This window comes from Actinomadura keratinilytica (assembly GCF_039539665.1).
GTDB classification, from domain to species: domain Bacteria; phylum Actinomycetota; class Actinomycetes; order Streptosporangiales; family Streptosporangiaceae; genus Spirillospora; species Spirillospora keratinilytica.
In genome coordinates this window covers 47,561-55,873 of record NZ_BAABDO010000034.1, presented here as the reverse complement: position 1 = coordinate 55,873, position 8,313 = coordinate 47,561, and the positions used below count along the sequence as shown (strand labels likewise).

The 8,313-nt window shown below is 74.9% G+C and carries 8 protein-coding genes; 3 read left to right on the top strand and 5 right to left on the bottom strand.

What is annotated here, in order from left to right:
* On the top strand, positions 1-1,495 hold a 1,495-nt coding region (locus ABD879_RS14060), incomplete at its 5' end, for a hypothetical protein (protein ID WP_345021426.1).
* A gap of 44 nt (positions 1,496-1,539) precedes the next feature.
* On the opposite strand, the gene ABD879_RS14055 is transcribed toward ABD879_RS14060, so the two are convergent.
* Both ABD879_RS14055 and rsmI read right to left on the bottom strand, forming a co-directional pair.
* Positions 1,540-1,842, bottom strand: coding sequence for a hypothetical protein (locus tag ABD879_RS14055; RefSeq protein ID WP_345021423.1), 303 nt, complete (start codon positions 1,840-1,842; stop codon positions 1,540-1,542).
* Between the two features lie 152 nt (positions 1,843-1,994).
* Positions 1,995-2,864, bottom strand: a complete 870-nt coding sequence (gene rsmI, locus ABD879_RS14050; RefSeq protein ID WP_345021421.1) for a 16S rRNA (cytidine(1402)-2'-O)-methyltransferase — start codon at positions 2,862-2,864, stop codon at positions 1,995-1,997.
* A gap of 104 nt (positions 2,865-2,968) precedes the next feature.
* Here rsmI and ABD879_RS14045 point away from each other — a divergent pair, with 104 nt between their 5' ends.
* Positions 2,969-4,642 (top strand): dolichyl-phosphate-mannose--protein mannosyltransferase, encoded by a 1,674-nt coding sequence (locus ABD879_RS14045; protein ID WP_345021418.1) that lies wholly within the window; start codon positions 2,969-2,971, stop codon positions 4,640-4,642.
* A 40-nt stretch (positions 4,643-4,682) separates the two neighbouring features.
* Here the strand turns inward: ABD879_RS14045 and ABD879_RS14040 are convergent, their stop codons facing one another.
* The 3 genes from ABD879_RS14040 to ABD879_RS14030 all read right to left on the bottom strand — a co-directional run bounded on the left by ABD879_RS14040 (position 4,683) and on the right by ABD879_RS14030 (position 7,086).
* Positions 4,683-5,330 (bottom strand): DUF305 domain-containing protein, encoded by a 648-nt coding sequence (locus ABD879_RS14040; protein WP_345021416.1) that lies wholly within the window; start codon positions 5,328-5,330, stop codon positions 4,683-4,685.
* A 90-nt stretch (positions 5,331-5,420) separates the two neighbouring features.
* A complete protein-coding gene (locus ABD879_RS14035) occupies positions 5,421-5,834 on the bottom strand; it encodes a DUF6153 family protein (protein ID WP_345021414.1) in 414 nt (137 codons plus the stop codon).
* Between the two features lie 46 nt (positions 5,835-5,880).
* A complete protein-coding gene (locus ABD879_RS14030) occupies positions 5,881-7,086 on the bottom strand; it encodes an MFS transporter (RefSeq protein ID WP_345021412.1) in 1,206 nt (401 codons plus the stop codon).
* A 145-nt stretch (positions 7,087-7,231) separates the two neighbouring features.
* Between ABD879_RS14030 and ABD879_RS14025 the strand changes: the two genes are divergently transcribed.
* Entirely contained in the window at positions 7,232-8,236 is a 1,005-nt protein-coding gene (locus ABD879_RS14025) for a LacI family DNA-binding transcriptional regulator (RefSeq protein ID WP_345021410.1), read from the top strand.
* The last annotated feature ends 77 nt before the right edge of the window (positions 8,237-8,313 follow it).

Sequence of the window (8,313 nt, the reverse complement as noted above, 5' to 3'; positions counted from 1 at the left end):
GGTCCGGGCCGGGCGCGCGCTGCGCCCCTCGGCCGTGTGGGCGTCGGCGCGCCGCCACCCGGCCTTCGCCGTGCTGCTGGCCGTCGCGGGGCTGCTGCGCGTCGTGACGATGATCGGCTACCAGCCGGTCATGTTCTTCAACGACAGCTTCGACTACCTGCACGTGGCGATGAAGCCGTACCCGCACCCGCTGCGGCCGGACGGGTACTCCTTCATGCTGCTCGCGCTCAAGCCGCTGCACAGCTTCGCGCTGGTGGCTGCCGTCCAGCATCTGATGGGGCTGGCGACGGGCGTGATGATCTACGCCCTGCTGCGCAACCGGTTCCGGCTGCCCGGCTGGGGCGCCGCGCTGGCCGCCGCTCCCCCGCTGCTGGACGCCTACACCATCCAGCTCGAGCACCTGGTGCTGTCGGACACGCTGTTCACCTTCCTGGTGATGTGCGCGGTGACGCTGCTGCTGCGGCGGGACCGGCACACCCCGAAGACGGCCGCGGCGGTGGGGCTGCTGATCGGCCTGGCCTGGCTGACCCGCTCGGTGGGCCTGCCGGTGCTGCTCGGCGTGCTGGTGTTCCTGCTGATCCGGCGCACCGGCTGGCGGCTGCTGGCGGCGATGCTGGCCGCGTGCATGCTGCCGGTGGTGGCCTACATGGGCTGGTTCAAGGCCGAGCACGGCAAGTTCGCCATCACCGAGAGCAACGGCATCTTCCTGTACGCGCGGGTCTACAAGTTCGCCGACTGCCACAAGATGAACCCGCCGGTGCAGGAGATCCCGCTGTGCACCGAGCCGGAGAACCGGCTGCCCAACTCCCAGGACGGCATCTGGAACGCCGCGTCCCCGCTCAACCGCTACCCGGGCCAGCGGTTCAGTCCCGAGCAGAACGCCACCGCCAACGACTACTCCAAGCGGGCGATCCTGTCCCAGCCGCTGGACTACCTCGGCGTGGTGGCCCACGACTTCTTCCGCGTCTTCCGGTGGAAGCGCACGGTCTTCCCGGACCGGGCCACCTACCAGCAGTACGAGTTCGGCGAGACGTCCACGGCGCTGCCGAACTGGCGGATGGACAACGACACCACGGCCGCCGACGAGGCGGTCGCCTACGAGCGCGGCCGCGCCCGGCCCCGGGTGGTCGAGCCGTTCGCCGGGGTGATCCGCGGCTACCAGGACGTGTTCTACCTGCGCGGCACCATGGTCGGCGCCATCCTGCTGGTCGGCCTGGCCGGGCTGGCCGCGATGTGGCGCCGGGTGGGCGGCGCGGCGTTCCTGCCGTGGACGCTGGCGACCGGGCTGCTGCTGGCGCCCGCCGCGACGGCCGAGTTCGACTACCGGTACGTCCTGCCGTCGGTGCCGCTGGCGTGCCTGGCGGCCGGCCTGGCGTTCGCGCCCGAGACGCGGGCGCGGCTGGCGGGCCTGGTGCGGCGGCGCGCCGCCGAGCCCGCCGAGCGGACCGAGGCCGAGCTGATCGAGGAGAAGGTCCCCGAGGTCGCCGCCAAGTGACGGCGGGGCGCGGCCCGGCGCCGGCGCCCGGGACGCGAGCGCGGCTAGTAGGCGTGCAGGCGGCGGAGGCGGAACACGATCTCCAGGTCGTTCCTGGCGGCGGTGCGGGGCTCGGCCCGTGCCCGCCGCCGCGCCCCGGGGAAGGTCTTGACGCTCTGGCAGCGGCACCGCGGGCAGACGTGGTCGAGCCAGGGCGTGGTGCAGGGATGCCCTTCGTGGGCGTACACCACCACCTCGCCGCCGTGGCCGTCGGCGGTGTGGACCACCTCGAACTCCTCACGCCAGGTGGTCAGGCAGTTGAGGCATTCGTAGACCCAACTCTCGTGGCTGGACCATGTGTCGTGCACAGGCCCCCACCTCCCCGGTGAACGCCACATCGCGTCCGGGACACCCGGTGTGTCGGGCGACGCGGTGCATGAACGAATATTCCCCCTTGACGGCGTTTGGACCGTGCCGGGCGGCGTCAATGCGCGCGTCGGCGCTTATGTCGGTGCTGGTGTCACGCGCCGCCCCGCTTGGCCGCGACGACCGCGTCGTACACCTCCCGCCGGGGCACCCCGGCGGCCTTGGCGACCTCGCCGATGGCCTGCTTGCGGGGCGTTCCGGCGGCCTCGCGGGCGGCGACCCGGGCGGCCAGGTCGGCCGGGTCGGCGGTGCCGTCCGGCTCGGGCGCGCCGCCGACGACCAGGGTGATCTCGCCGCGCACCCCGTCCTGCGCCCAGGCCGCCAGCTCGCCGAGCGTGCCGCGCCGCACCTCCTCGAAGGTCTTGGTCAGCTCGCGGCAGACGGCGGCGGGCCGCTCGGCGCCGAACGCCTCGGCCATCGCCGCCAGGGTGGCGGCCAGCCGGTGCGGGGCCTCGAAGAACACCATGGTGCGCGGCTCGGCGGCCAGCGCCGCCAGGCGCCGCGCCCGCTCCCCGGGGCGGCGCGGCGGGAACCCCTCGAAGCAGAACCGGTCGGTCGGCAGCCCCGACACCACCAGGGCCGTGGTCACCGCGGACGGGCCGGGCAGCACGGTGACCGGCACGCCCTCGGCCACGGCGGCGCGGACCAGCCGGTAGCCGGGGTCGGACACGCCGGGCAGGCCCGCGTCGGTGACCACCAGCACGTCCCGCCCCGCCAGCAGCTCGGCGAGCAGCTCGGCGGCGCGGGCGCGCTCGTTCTGGTCGTAGTAGGACACCACCCGCGCGCGCGTCTCGACGCCGAGGTCGGCGGCCAGCCGACGCAGCCGCCGGGTGTCCTCGGCCGCGATGATCTGCGCGTCGGCCAGTGCGGCGCGCAGCCGCGGCGACGCGTCGTCGGCCCGTCCGATGGGCGCCGCGGCCAGCCGCAGGGTGCCGGTCGCGCCGCCCGTCTGGTTCCCCGTCACCCCTCCATTGTCCCGTCCGCCGTCCCGCCGCCGGGACGCCGACCTGACCACGAAGGGTTCGCCATGCAACCATCGGGTTACCGTCCCGCCCGTACCATGGCGGAATGGCGATGACGGATGTGGCACCGGCCCGGGCCTCCGACGAGCCGCGGAGGACACCCTCGCTGCGCGACCGGCTGTCCCCGCCGGTTCCGGGCAGTGCCCTGCTGGGCTGGCTGGGTCCGCTGCTGGTGACCGCGTTCGCCGCCTTCCTGCGCTTCGACCGGCTGGCCGTGCCGAAGGCGGTGGTCTTCGACGAGACCTACTACGCCAAGGACGCGCTGTCGCTGCTGAAGTTCGGCTGGGAGCACAGCACCGTCAAGGACGCCGACAAGCTCCTCATCCAGGACCCGAACGCCGACATCTGGGCGGAGGGCCCGTCGTTCGTCGCCCATCCCCCGGGCGGCAAGTGGATGATCGCCATCGGCGAGTGGCTGTTCGGCGCCACGCCGTTCGGGTGGCGGTTCATGCCCGCGCTGTTCGGCACGCTGGCGGTGCTGGTGCTGTGCCGGGTGGCCCGCCGGATGACCGGCTCGACCCTGCTGGGCTGCGCCGCTGGGCTGCTGCTGGCGCTGGACGGGCTGCAGTTCGTCACCAGCCGGGCCGCGCTGCTGGACATCTTCGTGCAGTTCTGGATCATCGCCGCGTTCGCGTGCCTGGTGAACGACCGGTTCCGGTCCCGCGCCCGGCTGGCCGACCGGATCGCCGCGCAGGGCGGCCCGGACGCCGGGTCTCCTTTCGGACCGTTCCTGGTGCACGGGTGGCGGATCGCCGCCGGGTTGTGCCTGGGCATGGCGTGCGCCACCAAGTGGACCGGCGTCTTCTACGTCGCCGCGTTCGGGCTCATGGTGCTGTTCTGGGACTTCGGCGCCCGCCGCGCGGCGGGCGTGCCCCGGCCGCTGGCCGGCACGATGCTGCTGACGGCCGGCCCGGCCTTCGTGCAGCTGGTGGTCGTGGCGGCGGTCACCTACCTGGCGTCCTGGTGGGGCTGGATCTTCCGGCCGGGCGGCTGGGGGCGCGGCGAGGTCGCCGGCAACCTGCTGCTGCGCCCGTTCGAGGCGCTGCCGGACCTGTGGCACTACCACACCGAGATGTGGAACTTCCACAACGGGCTGGACGCCAAGCACCCGTACCAGTCGTGGCCGTGGGACTGGCCGATCCTGCGCCGTCCCGTGGCGTTCTTCTACACCGAGCCCAAGGGGGCCTGCGGCGAGGCCGTCCGCTGCTCGCGGGAGATCCTCGGCATCGGCACGCCCGCGCTGTGGTGGGGCGGGCTCATCGCCCTGGTGGTGGCCGTGGGGCTGTGGCTGGCCGCGCGGGACTGGCGGGCGGGCGCCATCCTGCTGGGCTATCTGGCGGGCTGGCTGACCTGGTTCCCCAACGCGTTCGGCGACCGCACGATGTTCCTGTTCTACACGACCCCGGTGATCCCGTTCATGGTGCTGGCGGTGGTGCTGACGCTGGGCGTGCTCATCGGGCCGCAGCCGACGCGGGCCGCCGCGCTGACCCACCTGCCCCGGTTGTACGGGGCGGCCGCGGCCGCCCCGGCGGAGACCGCGGCCAAGATCGGCGGCGTGCTGGCCCGGATGGAGACGCGCCGCATGGTGGGGGCGGCCATCGCGGGCGCGTTCGTGCTGGTGGTGCTGGCGAACTTCGCCTACTTCTACCCGGTGCTGGCGGCGAAGGTGATCTCCTACGACGAGTGGCACGCCCGGATCTGGTTCAGGGACTGGATCTAACGGCCCGGACCGCGTCCGGGCGTGCCGTCCCGCCTCGGCACTACTGCTTGAGCAGGGTCTTCATCCGGTCGATCTCGGCCTGCTGGGTCTTGATGATCGACGCGGCGAGGTTCCTGGCGGCCGGGTCGGCGCCCTTGGCCTGCTCCTGCCGGGCCATGGTGACCGCGCCCTCATGGTGCTCGATCATCATGGTGAGGAACTCGCGGTCGAGGCGTTCGCCGGTCAGCCCGCCGAGCCGCCGCATCTGCTCGGCGGTCATCATGCCGGGCATGGCACCGCCGTGCGCGTCGTGACCGCCGTGCGCCTCGTGGCCGCCGTGGCCGCCGGTGCCCGCGCCGTCGTCCTCGGCCGGCACCTCGGCGCCCCAGGCGCGGAGCCATCGGGTCATGGTCTCGATCTCGGGCGACTGGGCCTTCTCGATCTGCCGGGCGAGCCGTTCGATCTCCGGGTCCCGGGTCTTGCCGAGGACGATCCGGGTCATCTCCACGGCCTGGCGGTGGTGCGGGATCATCATCTGCGCGAACGTGACGTCCTGCGCGTTGTGCCGCGCCGTGGCCGGCGCCGCGGCCGACGCCGTGGCCGACGCGGTCGCCGGGGCGGCCGCACCGTCCGCGCCGCCGCCGTCCCCGCCGCAGGCGGCCGTGCCGATCAGGACGACCGCGGCGACCATCGCGAACTTGGTGGTCATGTCGTGTCTCTCCTCGCTGGACGAGCTGTCACAGGGCATGCGGAAAGCGCGCTCGGCCCCGGGGAGGACCCGGCGCCGGCGTGCGGCCTGTCACAGCCTCAGCACGGAGAGTCGGTAGACGTCGGGCGGCCGCGCCCGGGGCGGCCCCCGGCGCGGCGGCGCCGCGCGTCCGCGCGCCGCCCGCAGCGGCAGCAGGGCGACCGGACGCGCCGCCACGGCGAACAGCAGCAGCGCGACCGTCAGGAGGGCGAAGCACACGGTGCCCGCCGAGCAGCCCGCCGGGTGCCCGGCGTCGTGCACCGGCCCGGCGGTGCCATGGTGGTCGCCCGCGGCGTGGAGCGTCGCCTGCGGCGGCGGGTGCGCCGCCGGCATGGACAGCGGCGCGGAGACGTGCACGGGGGACGGGGAGGCCGTGACGCCGTGCATCATGAACAGCCCGGCGAGCAGCCCCAGGCCCAGCAGCGTCAGCAGGACGCCGCGCGGCGACGGCCCCGATCCCCTCACGGCGCCCCACTCTAATGCGTGTGCTCTCCGTCACGCTCGGCGACCGTCAGACCCCGGCGGTCTGCGGGCGGACGGAGTCGGGCGGCCTGCGCGCGAACGTCCGGCGGCCCAGCAGGCAGCAGGCGAGCGCGAGCGCCCCGCCGGCGACCGCTCCGGCGAACGCGCCGGGCACTCCGGCGAGGTCCTGCCCGAGCCCGGCGACGGCCGAGCCCGCCGAGTTGCCGACGCCGAAGGCCGCCACCACCCAGGCGAACGCCTCGGTCACGGTGCCGGCGGGGGCGAGCCGGTCCACGACCGAGAACGCGCACGCCAGCATCGGCGCCAGGAAGACGCCGCTGAGGGCCGCCAGCGCGGTCATGAGCGGCGGCGAGGGCGCCCACATCAGCGGCACGTAGCCCGCCGCCAGCCCGCCCATCAGCCACGGCAGGCGGACGTGCGGCTCGCCCCGCCACCGCCTGGCCCCGTACACCAGGCCGCCGCCGAGCGCCCCGGCGGACATCGCGGCCAGCAGCAGCCCGGACACGGCGTCGTCGCCCTCGCGTTCGGCGTAGGCGACGACGGCCACCGCGTACACGCCGAGGGCGACGCCCGCGCAGGACAGGGCGAGCAGCAGCACGCGCAGGCCGCCGGAGCGCAGCGGGCCCGCCCAGTCGGCGGCGCGCGTCTCGGCGCGCCAGCGGCGCGACGGCTCCGACAGCGTGACCACGAGGGTCCCGGCGATGCCGAGCGCGCCGGTCAGCAGCAGCGCGGTCTCGGTGGAGACCGCGGCGGCGGCCACCACGAGCAGCGGCCCGGTCGTGAACAGGATCTGCTGGGCGGCCGCGTCCAGCGCGTAGGCGGCCTGGACCTGCGCGGGCCCGGGCAGCACGAACGCCCACAGCGCGCGCAGCCCGGCCTCCAGCGGCGGGGTGGCGAATCCCGCGAGGACCACCGCGCCGGCCGCGACCGGCAGCGGCTCGGCGCCGACGGCGGCCAAGAGGGCGAACCCGGCGGCGGCCAGCACGGCGGCGGGCACCAGCACGCGGGGCTGGCTGTAGCGGTCCATGGCGCGGCCGAGCACGGGCTGCCCGGCGGCCATGGACAGGCCGAACACCGCCGCCAGGGTGCCCGCCAGCGGGTAGCCGCCGCCCTCGGCGCGCACGTGCAGCACCACCGCCAGCACGCCCATGCCGTTCGGCAGGCGGCCGAGCAGCGTGCCGCCGAGCAGGCGGGCGGCGTACCGCGTCTGCAGGAGGCCGAGGTAGGCGCGCATTCCACTCCCGGGGTTCGTCATACGTATTACTTCCCGTCATACGTACCACTCCCCGGTCCCCGCGTTCTAGCCTGTTTTCACTGCGGTCCGGTGCGGCTGGCCGATCGGGCCGACCGAAAGCCGACGGCGAGGAGGCGCTGTGCCCATGACCAGGCGCCCCACCAGCAGGGACGTCGCGCAGGCGGCCGGCGTCTCGCAGTCGACCGTTTCCCTGGTGCTGGGCGGCAAGTGGCCCGGCCGCGTCTCCCCCGCCACCGCGCGCACGGTGCGGCGGGCCGCCGAGCGGCTCGGCTACCGGCCCAACCTGGCCGCGCGCAATCTGCGGCTCGGCACGACCCGCACGGTGCTGCTGGTGGTGCCGACGCCGAGCAGCACGTTCTTCGGCTCCGTCTACACGGGCGCCGCCGAGGTCGCCGCGCGGCACGGGTTCGGCGTCGTGGTGTACCCGTGGCCGGACGACACGGGCCCCGGCGACGCCTCGGCGCAGGGCGGCCCGTTCGCGTCGCCCCGGGAGGCCATCGACGGGGTGCTGGCCTCGTCGCTGGCCGTGGAGGTGCTCAAGGAGTTCCGCGACACCCCGGCGGTGATGCTCGACAACGACCCGGCGGGCGCGACGCCCACCGTCGCCTTCGCCGTGGCCGACGGCATGCGGGCGCTGGCCGCGCACCTGGGCGCCCTGGGGCACCGCCGGTTCGGGCACGTGGCCGCCGCGGTCGACCAGTGGACGTTCCACGAGCGCGGCGGCGCGCTGGCGGCGGCCGTGGCCGCGCTGCCGGGGGGCGGGCTGGTCCGCGCCACGTCGGCGATCGACGTTGCCGCGGCCAAGGAGGCGGCGGGGCGGCTGCTGGACCGCCCGGACCGCCCCACGGTCCTGGTCTGCGACGACGACCTCATGGCGGCGGGCGCCTACAAGGCCGCGCGGGCGCGGGGCCTGGAGATCCCGCGCGACCTGTCGGTCACCGGGTTCGACGACGACGTGCTGGCCACCGCGCTGGAGCCGGAGCTGACCACCGTCCGGCTGCCCGCCCGCCGCCTCGGCGCCGAGGGCATGACGGCGCTTCTGGAGCTCCTGGACGGCCGCACCCCCGAGCCCCGCTCCCTCCCCGCCGAACTCGTCGTCCGCGCCTCCACCGCCCCACCCCGCCGCTGAACTGCATTGATAGTCGAAAAGGTATCGCCCGGCAGGCCATATCCATATTGGACATGGGCGTGCGGGGTCTGGTCTGC

Bases quoted from the DNA above. Each gene is read 5' to 3' on its own strand.
- ABD879_RS14030 (WP_345021412.1), bottom strand. From the start codon at position 7,086: ATGCGCGCCTACCTCGGCCTCCTGCAGACGCGGTACGCCGCCCGCCTG.
- ABD879_RS14025 (WP_345021410.1), top strand. From the start codon at position 7,232: ATGACCAGGCGCCCCACCAGCAGGGACGTCGCGCAGGCGGCCGGCGTC.
- ABD879_RS14045 (WP_345021418.1), top strand. From the start codon at position 2,969: ATGGCGATGACGGATGTGGCACCGGCCCGGGCCTCCGACGAGCCGCGG.
- ABD879_RS14040 (WP_345021416.1), bottom strand. From the start codon at position 5,330: ATGACCACCAAGTTCGCGATGGTCGCCGCGGTCGTCCTGATCGGCACG.